A 15,151-nucleotide genomic window follows, 5' to 3' on the forward strand; every position below is an offset into this window, starting at 1 on the left:
TGAGAGGAGAACTTCCACAGATGAAAACAAAATGGTTTAAAAGCTTAAGCTTCGCCCTTATCGCGCTTACAGTCGCATTCGGTTCCGTATCCGTTGCGAGCGCATCCAGCAAATTGAGCGGCCGTATCGTTATCAACGGTTCATCGGCGCTTCTGCCGCTGACGCTGCAAGCAGCCAACGAGTTCAAGAAGCTCAACCCGAAAGTCAGAATTTCCGCATCGGCTGCAGGTTCCATCACGGGTCCTCAATCGGTACGTAAAGGCATTGCAGACATCGGCGCGGTAGACTGGGATGCAACGAAAGATGTACCTGGTTTCAAAGCGTTCACAGGTCAAGTTGCCAATAAAGTAGCTGTTATTCCTTTCGCGGCAATCACGAACAGCAATGTAGGCGTAAGCAGCTTGTCCACTGCACAGCTGCAAGGCATTTTCTCCGGTAAAATCACCAACTGGAAAGAAGTCGGCGGAGCGGATAAAGACATTATCGTGGTCAACCGCGCATTCGGTTCCGGTACGCGCGTCAACTTCCAAATCAAGGCGCTCAATGGTACGGATTTCATGACAAAAGGCTCCAACTATAAAGAAGTAAAATCGAGCGGCGATATGAAAACTGCCATCGAAACGACGCCAAACGCAATCGGTTATATCGACCTTGTGTATGTGACAAGCAAAATGACCGCAGTGAAAATCAACAACGTTGCACCGACAGAAGCTAACGTAATCAACGGTACTTACAAGGTGTGGGGCTACGGCTACTACATGACAAAAGGCCAGCCAACCGGCGCAACGAAAGCGTTCATCGACTACGTACAAAGCAAAAAGTTCCAAACCGGATCGCTGAAGAAGCTTAAATTTATCCCGATCTCGGCCATGAAATAAGATGCAGCGGAGCCGGCTTATCGCATTAGCAACTGCGAGGCCGGCTCTAACTTTGAACACTTGAAAGGAGAGCAGCGTCATGAGCATGATTGACATCCCTGTGTCCAGCGAATTGGGACGTAGCCTTGAACATTCATCGGGTCGCAAATTCAGCCGCAAAGCACGGCTTTCGTTCTATAACCGTACGTTCCGCATCATCTGTATCGCAAGTGCTGTCTTCGTATGTGTCATTCTATTCTCGATTTTGTTTCTGATGGGCCGCACGGGCGTACTGACGTTCGAGACGGTTTCCGTGAAAGATTTCTTCTTCTCTACGGAATGGGTACCTGAGAATGATCAATACGGCGCATTTATCTTTATTTTCGGTACGTTCGCCTTAACACTGCTGACAATGGTGATTTCCGTACCGCTGTCTGTCATAATTGCAATTTTCTTATCCGAAATGACGCCGGCATGGCTGAAGACGATGCTGCGTCCAGTACTTGATTTGCTCGTCGGTATTCCTTCTGTCGTTTATGGTTTTCTGGGTATGACCGTTCTCATTCCAATGCTTCGTACCGTAACAGGAACGAATATGGGCGATGGCATTCTGGCCGCAGCTATCGTGCTCACCATTATGACGTTGCCGACCATCAGCCGGATCACGGACGATTCCATCGTAGCGGTTCCGAAGAAATTCCGGGATGCTTCCTATGCCCTAGGCTCCACCAGGTTCCAAACGATTGTCAGAGTCGTACTCCCTGCCGCGAAAAGCGGTATCCTGTATGCCGTCATTCTGGGCATGGCACGTGCGATCGGCGAAACGATGGCCGTCGTTATGGTTATCGGCAATACCCCTCAGCTGGCGGATGCACTGTTCAAGCCGACGGCTGTATTGACGAGTAATATCGTCATGCAAATCGCGAATGTCCCGTTTGATTCCGCATGGAACTACGCGCTATATATGATGGGCTTTATCCTGCTCATTATCTCGCTCCTCATGATCGTAATCGTAAGGCTATTCCAAGGCAGAGGAGTGAAATCATAACGATGAGTAATGGCAAAGGAACATCGGTTCCGAATCCGTTTGAGGCAGGCAAAGGATTCAATCACCTGAGCAACAGGCTATTTACCTCAGTGGTGTGGATTATCGGGATGTGCACCATTCTGTTTATATGCGGATTGTTATTTCTAATCTTGCAGAAAGGGCTGCCGGAGCTCGACTGGGGCTTCTTGTACGGGCTGCCGAGTGAGATTGACGAAGGCGGCGGTATCGGGCCGTTAATCTTCAATTCGTTCTATGTGCTTGCGATTTCACTTGTGATTTCAATCCCGCTCGGGATGGCAGCCGGTATTTACTTGGCTGAGTTCGCGCCTGCCACGAAGTTTATCGCCTTTATTCGGATTTGCGTGGAAGGACTCGCTTCCGTGCCTTCGATTATTTTCGGTCTGTTCGGTATCGCATTGTTCGTGGAAGCATTCGATATTGGGCTTACGATCATTGGCGGTGCCGTCAGCTTGGCTTTCTTGAACCTGCCGGTGCTGACCCGGGTAACGGAAGAAGCGATTCGTGCGGTACCGAAGGAAATGAAGCATGCATCGTTCGCGCTCGGAAGCACGCATCTGCAAACGATCCGCAGCGTCCTTATTCCGGTTGCATTGAACGGGATTATTACCGGTATCTGTCTGACCGCGGGCCGCGCCTTCGGAGAGAGTGCCGTTATCATCCTGACTGCCGGTGTATCTTCCTCCGGCGAAATGTGGGATTTTAGCCTGTTTTCCCCGGGTGCCACGCTTGCGGTTCACCTTTGGTATGTACAATCGGAAGCCATCGTCCCTGATGCGCAGCTTATTGCGGAGAAAGCGGCTGCCGTTCTTGTCTTCGTCGTTCTGCTCATTAATATCGTCTTCCGTTTGCCGCTGTGGCTGAATGCGCGCAGAACACGTTAAACCAGCAAGCTTGCCGAATTGAAAGGAGAGATATGCATGACAATTGCTGTATTGGAACGGCTGACAACTGAAGAACGGCTTATGAATATGCCGACTGCAGAAGGACAGGTAACGACTTCAGATCATGCATTATTGACAGCTTTCATTAGGGAAGCAGCAATCGTGAACGTATCTCATACTTGCCAGGATGTCATTTCGCAATTCGCGTTAACACCGGATCATGAATGTGTCGTAGTTTGCGATGACATGGACCGGCCGATTGGACTTGTTATGCGAAATAAACTCACGATCATTCAGACGCATCGATTCGGCAGAGAGCTGTATTACGGCCGTTCGATTGCGAAGCTGATGGATCGTCAGCCGCTTATCGTGAATCAAGGGATTTCCATGCAGGAGCTGCTTGACCGCGCGCTTGGACGTGAAGAGAAAACGTTGTACGATTGTGTACTTGTTACGGAGAATGATCGATTTATCGGCATGCTGACCATGGCGGATTTACTGAAAATGTCCCGATTGCTCCAGCAGCGGAGCGTAAAAGCTCAAGTGAACATGATACGCGGTGCAGAAGTGATGATCGAAGAAATCGATCGTTCTATCGTCCATGTGCAGGAAGCTTCTCTGTTAGGCGAATCGATGTCCGGAGAAATGCTGGAATTGACGCTCAAAGGCAAGAACGAGCTCGATAAAGTATCGATGGCCTTTCATAATCTGACGAAACGCACGGACGTTCAGGAAAACCAAATCAGCGATCTGCAGGATCGTGCCGGATCGATTGACAAGGTGTCGAAGCTGATTCGCGGCTTAGCGGATCAATGCAATTTGCTGGCGGTTAACGCAGCGATCGAAGCTGCTCGTGCCGGCGAGCATGGCAGAGGATTCGCGGTTGTTGCCGATGAGGTTCGTAAGCTTGCTACGCAGACGAAGGAGTCCGCAGAGGATATCAATCGCATGATTGGCTCCATTATGGAAGCGGTCAAAGAAACGGTTCATCTGGTTAGCTTGGGCAAGACGGAAGCAGATACGAGCCAAATATACATAAAAGAAGCGGCGGACGTATTCCAGCAGCTGTTCCATGCAGCCGCAGGAAGCAGCGACAGCTCCGGCGAGATCGGAAGGCTGTCGAACCAAGCGTATTTGCAATCGCAGCGCGTAACGGAGCAAATGAAGCATTTGATCCAGGATTTGCAAGTGAAAGAGTGAATTTTAATACTGCGTTTACAAAACGAACATATTCGATAAACAAATTCACGCTATCCTAGTTCAAGGAAGGCCTGAAACGGACGGTTAAGAAGTCCACCCAATACGGAGGAATATGCCATGCAATCAACAGCTTCCCAGACTTTGATAGATATTCATAAATTAAATTTACATTATGGACAATTCCACGCCTTGAAGGACGTAACGATGGATATTCCGGAGAAAGCGATCACGGCTTTCATCGGGCCCTCGGGCTGCGGGAAATCGACGCTGCTTCGTACGCTTAACCGGATGAATGATATGATTCCAGGCACAAGAATCGAAGGCAAGATCACAATCGGCGGTGCGGACATCTATTCGAAAGAAGTGGATGTGGAAACACTGCGCAAGAAAGTCGGCATGGTATTCCAACAGCCGAATCCATTCCCGAAATCCATCTATGATAATGTTGCCTACGGCCCGCGTTTGCACGGCATTCGCAGCAAACAGAAGCTCGACGAAATCGTGGAATCCAGTCTTCGTTCCGCAGTATTGTGGGATGAAGTCAAGGATTATCTGAAGCGTTCGGCGCTTAGCCTCTCCGGCGGACAACAGCAGCGTCTCTGTATTGCGCGTGCAATTGCCGTTAACCCTGATATTCTGCTTATGGATGAAGCGACTTCCGCACTTGATCCGATCTCGACACTGAAGATCGAAGAACTGGCACAAGAGCTGAAAGATAAATATACAATCGTCATGGTCACGCACAACATGCATCAAGCGGCACGTGTTTCTAATCAGACGGTATTCTTCCTCAATGGTGAAGTAGTGGAGTTCTCGGAGACGGAGAAACTGTTTTCCAATCCACGCGATCAACGCACGGAAGACTATATTAGCGGCCGATTCGGCTAATTCCTAAACCACAGAGGGAGAGCATTTAAGTGATGATGACGAAGCGCAAAGAATTTGATCATGGACTCGAGGAATTGAACGAGCTGATCGTAGATATGGGTCAACGCGTAGAGGCGGTTATCGCGAAGGCGATGAACGCATTGGAAACGATCGATGTGCCTGCAGCCAAGCAAATCATTCAAGATGACAAATCGATCAACAAAATCGAAGAAAAAATTTCGGAATTAGGCGCGATGCTGATTGCCACCCAGCAGCCGGTTGCTAAGGATTTAAGACGTATCCTGGTCGCTTTCCGAATTGCCTCCGACTTGGAGCGGATGGGCGATTTGGCAGTAGACGTAGCAAAAGTCGTGCTGAGACTGGAAGGGCAAGTATTGATCAAACCGTTGATCGATTTGCCTCGAATGACGCAGATCGTGCAGATGATGACTTATGAAGCGATACAATCGTTCGTTCAAGAGAATGTCAACATGGCCTACAAAATGGCTAAAGACGATGATCTCGTCGATGCGCTTTATTCGCAAATCATCCGCGAGCTGTTCTCGCTCATGATGGAAAATCCGAAAACGATCTCCCAAGCCAACCTGCTTAGCTTCGTCGGACGTTACATCGAACGTTTCGCGGATCATGCAACGAACATTGGGGAATCGGTCGTGTACTTGGTAACAGGTTCAAGACCGGATCTTAACTCCTGATTCACTCAGCACTTATAACTCTAAATAGCATACCCCAAAGCAGCCGATTCGAAGCGAAACTTTACTTCGAATCGGCTGTTTTTTGCAGTTTAGGGAGCTCTTTAAGCAAAGCGACCATGCGCTGCTGCTGTACCGGATTCCAATAATCCGAGCGCCAGGCTGCAACCAGCTTCCAGCTTTGCTGCTGGCCGGGAAGAGGGAGCCGAAGAATACCTCCGGACAATGGAAGAGCTGCGGAGCTGGGGAGCAGCGCCAGCAAAGAACCGGCTCGGACCGCATTCAAAGCCAAATCGATCCGATCCGTCGAAAGCGGACTGCTAAGTTTGAGCTGTTCCTTCGCGAACCAGCTGCTAACCGCTTCCTCAATGGATGGATCGGCAAGCTTTACATAAGACTGACCTTGAAGCAAATAAGATGATGCGGTGCCTCCCTGTTGTGCATCAAGCAGGGGATGGGATTTAGTCGTAAACAGCGAGAGCCGGTCCTCAAGCAGCAGTTCCGATTGGCAGCCTTGCAGCTCCCGTTCATAAAGCGGAGAATCCCCAAACACAATAAGGTCAAGTTTCCCTGTATGAAGCTGCTCGAGCAGGCGGTTGGTTTGATCGGTAATGAGGTTGATTTGTAAAGTAGAAGCCTCTTCTGCGAGACGATACCAATTCCCGCTAAATAGGACGGAGGAAGCCGCGTCTGTACAGCCGATGACGAATTGATGTTTCCCTTGCCGACGGTAAGAAGCGAAACGCTCCTGAGCCTCGCGATAGAGGCGGTCAATGCCTTCGGCATACTGATACAGCAGCTTGCCGGATTCCGTAAGCATCACCTTTCCTGTTTTCATCTCGAAGAGCGGCATTCCCCATTCTTCCTCGAGTTTCTTCATATGAAAGCTCACCGTAGGCTGCTTCATGCCAAGCTCATCGGCGACTGCAGTCACTTTGCGGAGCCGCTCGATTAATACCAAAATCTGCAATCTTAATATATTCATAATAATAACGCTCCAGTTTCGATTTGGTATTCAATAATTCTATAGTAAGCAGTGTATTTATACAATTCCTCTATGTAGTTTTTGCATTGCGTTAACACTTCGAAAATATCAGATTAATACGGGACATCTATACTAAGTCTTGTAAAACAAATAACCGCGCAGGAGCGGAAGGAGAAACGAACTGAAATGAAAAAGGCATTACTAATTGTTGTAGCACTTATGTTGACGATCGGTTTGGCGGCTTGCGGCTCGAAGAATGAAGAGAGCACGAACACCAACTCACAAAATAGCGGTACGAATAACGCAGGCGCCGGTGAAGCTTTGAGCGGATCGATTCTGGCAACAGGTTCATCAGCTCTTCAACCGCTTGTTGAGCAAGTTTCCAAGAAGTTCATGGAAGACGCGAAATACTCGGGCATCACGGTTCAAGTTCAAGGCGGCGGCAGCGGCACAGGCTTGACTCAAGTATCCGGCGGTCAAGCAACAATCGGTAACTCCGATATTTTCGCGGAAGAGAAGTTCACGGATGCGGATGCGGATAAAGCAAAAGAATTGGTTGACCATCAAGTAGCGGTTATCGCTATGGCAACTGTAGTCAATAAAGACATTGCGGTAGACAACCTGACAAAACAACAGCTTGTAGACATCTTCACCGGTAAAGTGACGAACTGGAAAGAAGTTGGCGGCGCAGATGAGAAAATAACGATCGTAAACCGTCCGGGCAGCTCAGGCACTCGTAAAACATTTGAGAAATACGCACTGGGTACGAAATCCGAAGACGTTAAAGGCTCCATCCAAGAAGATTCCTCAGGTACCGTTAAGAAGCTTGTTGCCGAAACACCCGGCGCTATCGGTTACCTTGCCCTTTCCTACATCGACGACACTGTAAAAACAGTGAAATATGAAGGCGTAGAAGCTACAGAAGCAAACATTGTAATAGGCACTTATCCGGTATGGGCTTACGAGCACATGTACACAAAAGGCGAGCCGGATGCAGCAACTAAAGCATTCCTGGACTACATGACCAGCGACGAGATTCAAAACGCTGATGTTGTGGAACTTGGTTACATCCCAATGAGCAAAATGGAAGTAAAACGCGATGTTGACGGCAAAATCACGAAATAAGTAAAACCCTAAACAAATAGCACAGTCATTAGAGGTGGATACACTCCGCCTCTAATTGCCTGTCATGAGAATGCTAGTTGAAGGAGAGAACATTCATGGAGCAGCCCGCTCGTACAGATAAGAAACGGATTCAAACGGGGAAGTCAACAAGAGCTATTGTGAAACCGCACGTCATGGAGGAATGGGTAGGTAAAGTATATACAACGCTGTGTATTCTAGTCCTCGTGATCACGATTGCAGCTATTGTCTATTTCGTTTCTTCCCGCGGTTTGACTACGTTTATTATGGATGGCGTGAGCCTCGGCGGGCTGCTAAGCGGCTTGAAATGGGATCCGGAAGGTGATATTCCGCTTTATGGCGCATTGCCATTCATCTTCGGATCATTCAGTACTTCGCTTCTTGCAGCGTTGCTCGCGGCACCGCTTGGTATCTGCGCGGCCGTGTTTATGACGCAAATTATGCCCGGTGTCGGCAAAAAGGTGCTGCAGCCCGTTATTGAGCTGCTAGCCGGTATTCCATCTGTTGTATTCGGATTTGTCGGACTGAGTATTGTTGTACCGGCCCTAAGGGCTTTATTCCCGGGCCAAGGTATCGGAATTGCGGCGGGATCCATCGTGCTCTCGCTTATGATTTTGCCAACTGTAACGACGATTGCCACGGATGCGCTGGCTGCATTACCTCGCGGGCTGAAGGAAGCTTCTTACGCGCTTGGTGCTACACGCTGGCAGACGATTTACCGCATTGTACTGCCAACCACGCTGCCATCGCTCTTAACGGGGGTTGTTCTGGGGATGTCCCGGGCCTTTGGCGAAGCATTGGCTGTACAAATGGTCATCGGTAACTCGCCTCATATCCCGCATTCCTTGTTTGAATCAGCTTCGACGCTGACGAGTGTCATCACACTCGATATGGGTAACACCGTTATGGGCTCCACGCACAACAATGTCTTGTGGTCGCTCGCGCTCATTCTGCTTAGCATGACCTTTGTCTTTGTATTCATAGTCCGCTTCCTGGAAAGGAGAAACCAACGATGAACGCCAAAACCGCAGATCGGCTTGCCACAGGCGTTATTATCGCCGTCGCCTCACTTATCGTTCTTATTTTGGCGGGATTGCTCGGTTTTATCCTTTTCCGCGGAATAGGCCATATCAGCTTCGATTTCCTGACCTCCGCACCTCAAACCATTAAGGCCGGAGGCGGTATCGGACCGCAGCTCTTTAACTCCTTGTTCTTGCTTGTATTGACCTTGATCATCACAATCCCGCTCGGACTTGGTGCCGGGATCTATATGAGTGAATACGCAAAGCCGGGCCGTCTTACGGATTCCATTCGTTTGGTCGTCGAAGTGCTTTCGTCTTTCCCTTCGATCGTCGTTGGTTTGTTTGGACTCCTAGTTATTGTAAACTTATTCGGCTTCGGGTTCTCGCTGTTCTCCGGCGCGCTTGCGCTGACCGTATTCAACCTGCCGCTTATGGTTCGAATTACAGAGCAATCGCTCAGCGGTGTGCCGCGCGAGCAGAAGGAAGCGAGCTTGGCGCTTGGCTTATCGCGCTGGAAGACGATCACATCGGTTATGCTGCCGATCGCAATGCCGACGATTGTCACAGGTACCATTCTTGCTTCGGGCCGTGTATTCGGTGAAGCGGCTGCGCTGCTGTTCACTGCCGGCATGAGCTCGCCGCGCCTGGATTTCACGAATTGGAATCCGCTCAGCCCATTCTCCCCGCTGAATCCGTTCCGTCCGGCAGAGACGCTGGCGGTGCATATTTGGAAAATCAACAGTGAAGGCTTGGCTCCGGATGCCGCAGAAATCGCTGCAGGTGCTTCTGCCGTCTTGCTCATCATGGTTCTCTTGTTCAACTTCTCCGCCAGATGGTTTGGAAGATATTTGCATCGTAGATTTACGGCAACCAAATAGGGAAGGGTGACGAACATGCAAACAGAAGGATTGGTAGCCAAAGATCTTCATGTATTCTATGGAGAGAAAGAAGCAATCAAAGGCGTATCGCTCGCATTCGCCGCGCGTGAAGTAACGGCATTGATCGGGCCTTCAGGTTGCGGTAAATCTACATTTCTGCGCAGCTTGAACCGGATGAATGATACGATTGACGGTGTCCGCACATCCGGAGAGATCTGGATGGATGGCGAGAATGTGAACGAGGCCGGCGTCGATGTCGTTCAACTGCGCCAGAAGATCGGCATGGTTTGGCAGCGTCCGAACCCGTTTCATAAATCCATTTATGAAAATATTGCTTTCGGACCGCGTTACCATGGCGTACGGAACAAGAAGCAGCTGGACGAAATCGTGGAGGACTGCTTACGCAAGGCAGCACTTTGGGATGAAACGAAGGACCGGCTTCACAACTCCGCGCTTGCACTTTCAGGCGGTCAACAGCAGCGTCTGTGCATCGCGCGTTCGATCGCCGTTAAACCGAAAGTCATCTTGATGGATGAACCCGCTTCAGCACTCGATCCGGTATCGACTGCGAAGGTGGAAGAGCTGATTTCGGAGCTGAAGCAGGATTTCAGCATCGTCATCGTAACTCACAATATGCATCAAGCGGCAAGGGTGTCGGACAAGACCGCGTTCTTCTATATGGGCAAAGTCGTGGAGTATGATCAAACGGACAAAATCTTCACGAATCCATCCGAGAAAGCTACCGATGATTACATCTCGGGCCGTTTCGGGTAATCCATCGCAGGAGGCGACGCAGATGATCAAGCGAAAAGAGCTGGACGAAGGGTTAGAGCTGCTGAAACAGAAGCTCATTGAGATGGGTAACCGCGTTGAAACGGGATTAGCCGGCGCGATGAAGGCGCTCGAGGAGTTAGACGTTGAAGCGGCACGCATTATTATTGCGGAGGATATTAGGCTTAATCGACTGGAAGAGAGCATCGACGAGATCGGTGCTCGTATGATTGCTACGCAGCAGCCGGTCGCGAAGGATTTGCGCCGCATCCTGATCGCCTTCAAGATGGCGGCTGATCTGGAGCGGATGGGCGATCTGACGGTCGATATCGCGAAGGTCGTCGTACGCCTTGAAGGGCAGACGCTCATGAAACCGTTGGTTGATCTACCGCGCATGGCCGAGATTACCGGCCAAATGATTCGTGAATCCATCCAATCCTACGTACAGGAAAATGTAAATCTCGCCTGCAAGATGGCCAAGGACGATGATCAAGTGGATGCGCTGTTCGCGGAAGTGATCCGTGAGTTGTTCGCCGTGATGATCGAGAATCCGAAGACGATTTCGCAAGCCAGCTTGATCAGCTTCGTCGGCCGTTATATCGAGCGGATCGCCGACCATGCCACGAATATCGGCGAAAGCGTCGTTTTTCTCGTGACAGGCAAACGACCCGATTTGAATATGTAATTCATAGGTATAAGCCGGTGCTGCGCATGATGCGCGATACCGGTTTTTTTACGTGGAGTTAACAATAGGACAATACTTCCATCACACTTTATTCCTACAATGGAACTTATGGGATAGTCAAAAAGACTCAGGCCTAAGAGGGATTCATATGAACGAAATCAGCTACGGATTATTAGACAAAACAATGCTGCATCGTTTACAGGAAAGTTGGCATCATGATGGCATTGGTGTGATTGCCTTACAGCTGCTTCAGGGCACGCCTGCCGCGGTTGATGAAGTCTTGAATGAATGGGTGAACGAACAGGATGGGCTCGTGTGGAACAGCACGATGGGGGATGACCGGTTTTATTTCTTAGCTTGCGGCCTGGCGGGGGCTGAGGGACTGGCGTCAAAGCTTCGACTTGGAATCGATCATTTGAAAGAGAAATTATGCAAATCTTTCGAGGCTATTCGGATCGGCAGCCTGAAAGAACCGGATGGAAAACCGGAGTTTGCGGTAGGGTATGCCGTTTCCTTTCCTTCAGGGCAAATGGCCGCTCCATGGAAGTGAGTATGTATGAAGCAATCAAGGAAGCCAGCGAGATGGTGATCAGTCTCAGGTCGGGCGAGCGTGATGAACAGCAGAAGCACCGGCAGGAAGTGTTCTTCAGCAGCGTCCCCTCGTCGGTGTCGATAGGTTCTTTAGCCAAGACGGTACCGATGTTTGCCCCGGGCTCGCTTGTTTCCGACCTATCGCGCATGTTCGAATCCAATCCGCATATTCAAGGCGCGGTTGTCGTACAAGAAGGCAGGCCGATTGGGCTTGTCATGAAAGAAAATATGAATCAGCTGCTGGCAGGGCAATTTGGTCTGCCGCTCTATTGGAATCGGGCGATTGCCCGAATTATGGACAAGGAAGCGCTTGTCGTTGATGCGGAGCTGCCGGTGGAGCAAGTGGTACAGCTTGCGATGGCCAGGGATATTTCCCGCCTCTATCATCTCGTCCTTATTACGCGAGGCGACAAATTTGTAGGCGCGGCATCGGTCCGCTCGATTCTGGAGTGCATGACGCAGCTGCGCACGGAGGAAGCGCGGACTGCGAACCCGCTTACGGGTCTGCCTGGCAATGCGTCCATTCAGCGCGAAATGCAGCGACGGATCGATGCAGGCAGGCCATTCACGATTATTTATGCGGATTTGGATTATTTCAAATGGTTTAATGATTGCTTCGGCTTCAGCCAAGGGGATGCGTTGATCCGTTTTCTTGCATCCGTCCTGCAGGAGGTGGCGCAGGTTGGCGGGAAACGGGATGATTTTATCGGCCATATCGGCGGGGATGATTTCATCATGCTGACCGATCGCTTGGAGTCGGAGAAGCTGTGCCGTCTGCTGCTTGCAAGGTTCGATAGCGGCGTTAAAGCCTATTACGGGCCAGCGGAAGTATTGAGCGTTGTTGATCGCAGCGGAGTGGCGGTGCAGCAAGAAGGCGTCACTTTATCGCTGTCGCTGCTCAGCTGGAATGGGGCCATTCCGTTAACGACAGCCGTTATTTCGCAAGCGGCGGCGCGGGTAAAGAAGCAGGCGAAAGGAATTCGCGGCAGTGCCTACGTGGCAAGCGATGTATTCGGAGAGCAGCTGGGAGAGGGAACAACGTGACAGTAACTAGGGAAACCAATCAGATGGGCATTATATATTTCGCTTGGCAAGGCAAAGCAATTGAGCAGGAAGACGTAAAGGTGAAGCTGGATGCCAAGTGGCGTCGTTTCGCCGAACAGGTGATGACGGAGCAAAATGCTGTCAGTGCAACCGGACTTTCGAAGCTATGGATGCGCGATGACCTGTTTGTATGCCTGGCCCTTCCTCCTTCACGTTTCAGGTCACCGGAAGAGGAACTGTTGACGTTAGGCAGCAGACTGAAGCTCGACTGGGAAGAGCGGTTTATGGCCGCTGAGTTCGGCGGTGCGATTCCGGAACTCAAGCTTCATGCAGGTGTTTCCTTCTTGAATGGCAGCATTTTGTCGGAGGAGGAGCGGTTGTATGATGGCATTAAACGCGCGATCATTCACGGACAGCCTACCGGCGCAACGGAACGCAGCTTGAAGCGCAGAGCGCTGGAGCACATTCTCATGGAGCGGCTCATTCATCCGGTTTATCAGCCCATAATCTCGCTGCAATGCGGGACCGAGGCTGCATACGGATATGAGGCGCTTTCTCGCTTGCCCGATAGACGCTGGTTTGACGGACCGCTGCAGCTGTTTGATTTTGCCTCGGAAGAGGGGCTGACTTATTCACTGGACCGGCTGGCTCGGGAGCGTGCGATCGAAGGAAGCGCAGGCTTATCGGCAGGGCAGAAGCTGTTTATCAATATCACGGCCAAGATCATGAATGACCCTTCCTTCACTACAGGGCGGACGATGCTGCTGCTCGAGCAATACGGGCTGTCTCCGCATCATGTCGTGTTTGAAATTACGGAACGCAGCTCCATTGAGGATTTCGGCGCGGCGAAGAAGATTTTGCAGCATTATCGTACGCAAGGCTATCAGATCGCCATCGACGATGCGGGGGCTGGATATTCTTCCCTGCAGTCCATTGTAGAGCTGGAGCCGGATTATATCAAAATCGACCGCTCCCTCATTCATGGCATCCATCAGGATAGCATGAAGGCCCATCTGGTCCAAACGTTTACGGAGCTGGCCGCCAAAATGGGCATCTCGCTGGTAGCGGAAGGGATCGAGGTAGAGAGCGAGCTTCGCTATATCAAGTCCATCGGCGTCCATTACGCACAAGGGTACTTACTTGGCAGGCCGCAGCCTTCCATTGCGTAGCAACTTGAAGTGAATGGGGGATTATCGCGTAAAAGTTGCAAGGCGTGCAGCCGCCCACGTGCTGCACTCCCTCGCCGCGCTCATTCACGTGCCGCTATACCTCCTCAGTTTGCGAACTTCATGTATCCAGCTAGGGGATACGCGCAGCAACACGTGAGTTGCGGCATGTATTGCGAGGCAAAGCGGCATGTGAGTTGCGGGGCCGGCTCTCTAACGAATCGTACAGGTCTTATTTGCCCAAAATAGCTCCAAAAAAATTCTAACGAATCGTAGCGGCGTTATTTGATGGTTTTAAGTCGTTTTGGAGCCGATTTCCTTCAAATAAGGCTTTTACGATTCGTTAGATTTCCCAGAAACGAGAAAAACGGTGAAATAAGGCTTTTACGATTCGTTAGAATTTCGCGGCCTATGAATTGGGAGGTGTGGTGGCATGCGGATTGAAATGTGGTAGGTTGCGAGCGGAATGAAGTGGAATTTGGTATGCGAAAGATTGTATGCAGTACACAGGCAGCTCGTGGCACGCCAGATGCGGCATTCGCGATGAGGCAGTGCGGCGAACGGCCAGCGATGGAGTGCAGCAAGTGGCATGGGAGTTTCGGGGCATGATTCTCTAACGAATCGTACAGGCCTTATTTGCCCCAAAATAGCTCCAAAAAAATTCTAACGAATCGTAGCGGCGTTATTTGATGGTTTTTAGTCGTTTTGGAGCCGATTTCCTTCAAATAAGGCTTCTACGATTCGTTAGAATCCCAGAGACGAGAAAAACGACGAAATAAGGCTTCTACGATTCGTTAGATTTTCGCGGCATGTGAACCGGGAGTTGTGGCGGCACGCGGAATGAAATGTGGAAGGTTGCGTGCGGAATGAAATGTGGTAGGTTGCGAGCGGAATAAAGTGGAATTTGGTATGCGAAAGATTGAATACAGTACACAGGTAGCTCGTGGCACGCCAGATGCGGCATCCGCGGCATTCGGGATGAGGCAGTGCGGCTCACGGTGCGAGAGATGGAGCAGCTGATGAATGCATGTGGATGCAGGTGTGGAGAACGAGCGTTCAGCGGTGCTGATATCTAATCACGAATTCAATTTTGTGATCCGATGGTATAGGGGAAAACCCTGTGCCACTTTTTTATTAGCGTACCGATTCCAGCATATTGTGTTTGCGCAGCATGCTGCAGTTGAAGCTTAGCTTCGACTCATCATGCTCATCTAGGGTAGAAGGTTGCTTGAGAAACTTACTTTCAGCGCATCATGCTCAACCCGGCAGCAAGCAGCTT

At 50.4% G+C, this 15,151-nt stretch carries 15 protein-coding genes and 1 pseudogene; 15 read left to right on the top strand and 1 reads right to left on the bottom strand.

Annotation, left to right across the window (positions count from 1 at the left end; genetic code table 11):
- The first annotated feature begins 20 nt into the window (after positions 1-20).
- The 7 genes and pseudogenes from I8J30_RS13320 to phoU (I8J30_RS13345) all read left to right on the top strand — a co-directional run bounded on the left by I8J30_RS13320 (position 21) and on the right by phoU (I8J30_RS13345) (position 5,590).
- Positions 21-878: a phosphate ABC transporter substrate-binding protein gene (locus I8J30_RS13320; protein WP_091214197.1), complete on the top strand. Its 858-nt coding sequence runs from the start codon at positions 21-23 to the stop codon at positions 876-878.
- A gap of 85 nt (positions 879-963) precedes the next feature.
- Entirely contained in the window at positions 964-1,905 is a 942-nt protein-coding gene (pstC, locus tag I8J30_RS13325) for a phosphate ABC transporter permease subunit PstC (protein ID WP_091220154.1), read from the top strand.
- Between the two features lie 2 nt (positions 1,906-1,907).
- On the top strand, positions 1,908-2,807 hold the full coding sequence (gene pstA, locus I8J30_RS13330; RefSeq protein ID WP_210655204.1) for a phosphate ABC transporter permease PstA: 900 nt from the start codon (positions 1,908-1,910) through the stop codon (positions 2,805-2,807).
- 348 nt (positions 2,808-3,155) lie between these two features.
- A pseudogene (locus I8J30_RS34215) lies at positions 3,156-3,299 on the top strand (CBS domain-containing protein); the annotation flags it as partial.
- 78 nt (positions 3,300-3,377) lie between these two features.
- A complete protein-coding gene (locus tag I8J30_RS33680; protein WP_420831225.1) occupies positions 3,378-4,007 on the top strand; it encodes a methyl-accepting chemotaxis protein in 630 nt (209 codons plus the stop codon).
- A 117-nt stretch (positions 4,008-4,124) separates the two neighbouring features.
- A complete protein-coding gene (gene pstB, locus I8J30_RS13340) occupies positions 4,125-4,895 on the top strand; it encodes a phosphate ABC transporter ATP-binding protein PstB (protein WP_091214203.1) in 771 nt (256 codons plus the stop codon).
- 35 nt (positions 4,896-4,930) lie between these two features.
- On the top strand, positions 4,931-5,590 hold the full coding sequence (gene phoU, locus I8J30_RS13345; RefSeq protein ID WP_091220157.1) for a phosphate signaling complex protein PhoU: 660 nt from the start codon (positions 4,931-4,933) through the stop codon (positions 5,588-5,590).
- Positions 5,591-5,651: 61 nt separating this feature from the next.
- Here the strand turns inward: phoU (I8J30_RS13345) and I8J30_RS13350 are convergent, their stop codons facing one another.
- Entirely contained in the window at positions 5,652-6,572 is a 921-nt protein-coding gene (locus I8J30_RS13350; protein ID WP_210655199.1) for a LysR family transcriptional regulator, read from the bottom strand.
- Between the two features lie 186 nt (positions 6,573-6,758).
- Here I8J30_RS13350 and I8J30_RS13355 point away from each other — a divergent pair, with 186 nt between their 5' ends.
- From I8J30_RS13355 to I8J30_RS33080, 8 genes are all read left to right on the top strand, one after another.
- On the top strand, positions 6,759-7,697 hold the full coding sequence (locus tag I8J30_RS13355; RefSeq protein ID WP_210655197.1) for a phosphate ABC transporter substrate-binding protein: 939 nt from the start codon (positions 6,759-6,761) through the stop codon (positions 7,695-7,697).
- A 95-nt stretch (positions 7,698-7,792) separates the two neighbouring features.
- A complete protein-coding gene (gene pstC, locus I8J30_RS13360) occupies positions 7,793-8,731 on the top strand; it encodes a phosphate ABC transporter permease subunit PstC (RefSeq protein ID WP_091214209.1) in 939 nt (312 codons plus the stop codon).
- The gene (gene pstA / locus I8J30_RS13365) at positions 8,728-9,615 is read left to right on the top strand and encodes a phosphate ABC transporter permease PstA (RefSeq protein ID WP_210655195.1); all 888 of its coding nucleotides are present in this window, start codon (positions 8,728-8,730) and stop codon (positions 9,613-9,615) included. The genes pstC (I8J30_RS13360) and pstA (I8J30_RS13365) overlap by 4 nt, the downstream gene beginning before the upstream one ends.
- A gap of 15 nt (positions 9,616-9,630) precedes the next feature.
- Entirely contained in the window at positions 9,631-10,389 is a 759-nt protein-coding gene (pstB, locus tag I8J30_RS13370) for a phosphate ABC transporter ATP-binding protein PstB (RefSeq protein WP_091214214.1), read from the top strand.
- A gap of 22 nt (positions 10,390-10,411) precedes the next feature.
- Positions 10,412-11,071, top strand: coding sequence for a phosphate signaling complex protein PhoU (gene phoU / locus I8J30_RS13375; RefSeq protein WP_210655193.1), 660 nt, complete (start codon positions 10,412-10,414; stop codon positions 11,069-11,071).
- Positions 11,072-11,219: 148 nt separating this feature from the next.
- On the top strand, positions 11,220-11,621 hold the full coding sequence (locus I8J30_RS13380) for a hypothetical protein (RefSeq protein WP_210655192.1): 402 nt from the start codon (positions 11,220-11,222) through the stop codon (positions 11,619-11,621).
- A gap of 2 nt (positions 11,622-11,623) precedes the next feature.
- Positions 11,624-12,706, top strand: a complete 1,083-nt coding sequence (locus I8J30_RS13385) for a GGDEF domain-containing protein (protein WP_210655190.1) — start codon at positions 11,624-11,626, stop codon at positions 12,704-12,706.
- Positions 12,703-13,875 carry an EAL domain-containing protein gene (locus I8J30_RS33080; protein ID WP_210655188.1) on the top strand — a complete coding sequence of 391 codons (1,173 nt, stop codon included), beginning with the start codon at positions 12,703-12,705 and terminating at the stop codon, positions 13,873-13,875. Before I8J30_RS13385 ends, I8J30_RS33080 begins: the two co-directional genes overlap by 4 nt.
- Positions 13,876-15,151 lie beyond the last annotated feature (1,276 nt).

The sequence above is a fragment of the Paenibacillus lignilyticus genome (assembly GCF_017942085.1).
Classification (GTDB): domain Bacteria; phylum Bacillota; class Bacilli; order Paenibacillales; family Paenibacillaceae; genus Paenibacillus_Z; species Paenibacillus_Z lignilyticus.

Excerpts from the sequence above, each read along its gene's own strand:
- I8J30_RS13380 (WP_210655192.1), top strand. The coding sequence starts at position 11,220 with ATGAACGAAATCAGCTACGGATTATTAGACAAAACAATGCTGCATCGT.
- I8J30_RS13355 (WP_210655197.1), top strand. The coding sequence starts at position 6,759 with ATGAAAAAGGCATTACTAATTGTTGTAGCACTTATGTTGACGATCGGT.
- I8J30_RS33680 (WP_420831225.1), top strand. The coding sequence starts at position 3,378 with ATGATCGAAGAAATCGATCGTTCTATCGTCCATGTGCAGGAAGCTTCT.
- I8J30_RS13320 (WP_091214197.1), top strand. The coding sequence starts at position 21 with ATGAAAACAAAATGGTTTAAAAGCTTAAGCTTCGCCCTTATCGCGCTT.
- pstB (WP_091214214.1), top strand. The coding sequence starts at position 9,631 with ATGCAAACAGAAGGATTGGTAGCCAAAGATCTTCATGTATTCTATGGA.
- phoU (WP_091220157.1), top strand. The coding sequence starts at position 4,931 with ATGACGAAGCGCAAAGAATTTGATCATGGACTCGAGGAATTGAACGAG.
- pstC (WP_091220154.1), top strand. The coding sequence starts at position 964 with ATGATTGACATCCCTGTGTCCAGCGAATTGGGACGTAGCCTTGAACAT.
- I8J30_RS13350 (WP_210655199.1), bottom strand. The coding sequence starts at position 6,572 with ATGAATATATTAAGATTGCAGATTTTGGTATTAATCGAGCGGCTCCGC.
- I8J30_RS13385 (WP_210655190.1), top strand. The coding sequence starts at position 11,624 with ATGTATGAAGCAATCAAGGAAGCCAGCGAGATGGTGATCAGTCTCAGG.
- pstA (WP_210655204.1), top strand. The coding sequence starts at position 1,908 with ATGAGTAATGGCAAAGGAACATCGGTTCCGAATCCGTTTGAGGCAGGC.
- pstB (WP_091214203.1), top strand. The coding sequence starts at position 4,125 with ATGCAATCAACAGCTTCCCAGACTTTGATAGATATTCATAAATTAAAT.
- phoU (WP_210655193.1), top strand. The coding sequence starts at position 10,412 with ATGATCAAGCGAAAAGAGCTGGACGAAGGGTTAGAGCTGCTGAAACAG.
- pstA (WP_210655195.1), top strand. The coding sequence starts at position 8,728 with ATGAACGCCAAAACCGCAGATCGGCTTGCCACAGGCGTTATTATCGCC.
- pstC (WP_091214209.1), top strand. The coding sequence starts at position 7,793 with ATGGAGCAGCCCGCTCGTACAGATAAGAAACGGATTCAAACGGGGAAG.